The sequence below is a fragment of the Arthrobacter mobilis genome, from assembly GCF_012395835.1.
Taxonomy (GTDB): Bacteria; Actinomycetota; Actinomycetes; order Actinomycetales; family Micrococcaceae; genus Crystallibacter; species Crystallibacter mobilis.
Map to the genome: position 1 here is coordinate 386 of NZ_JAAZSQ010000074.1, position 491 is coordinate 876.

The window sequence follows — 491 nt, forward strand, 5'->3', positions numbered from 1 at the left end:
TCTATATCAATCCCGGCCTCAGCATTTTGATGCGCCAGAGCAAGCGTTTCGCGCCATTGCTCTATTACGGCGGTCATATCTTTTTGTTGTTCGACCTGGACAGGGAAGCGATCAAACCAGCTCAAAGCAAATTGCCCCTGGAACAGTTCCAGTGTGACGCGCTGGAAGCGGCCACCAGGGATCGGATAGTCATTAATCTTCTGGCCGACTTTCGCACCACCAGGTCTCCCGGTGGAGGAGGGCATAAGTCCGATACTTTCCATTTTTGCCGCCCACTGCGCATTGTGGTACGTCTTACGCGACGGGTTGCCGTAGTGGTACTGCCACATATGGCACTGCTCATGAACCAGCGTTTGCATGACTTCAATAAGCGGGTACACCGGGAAGTATTCAGGATTGAGGGCGATTTCATCAATCATCCTGCCGCTGCCGTCAGCAGCAACAAAGCGCCTGTAACTGAAATAGCCCATTGTGTTCTTGCCGCGCTGGAA

Annotated in this window: 1 protein-coding gene; it reads right to left on the bottom strand. The window is 53.0% G+C overall.

What is annotated here, in order from left to right:
- Positions 1-491 (bottom strand): SprT-like domain-containing protein (locus HGG74_RS20890; protein WP_205762284.1); only part of this gene is annotated, 491 nt, incomplete at both ends.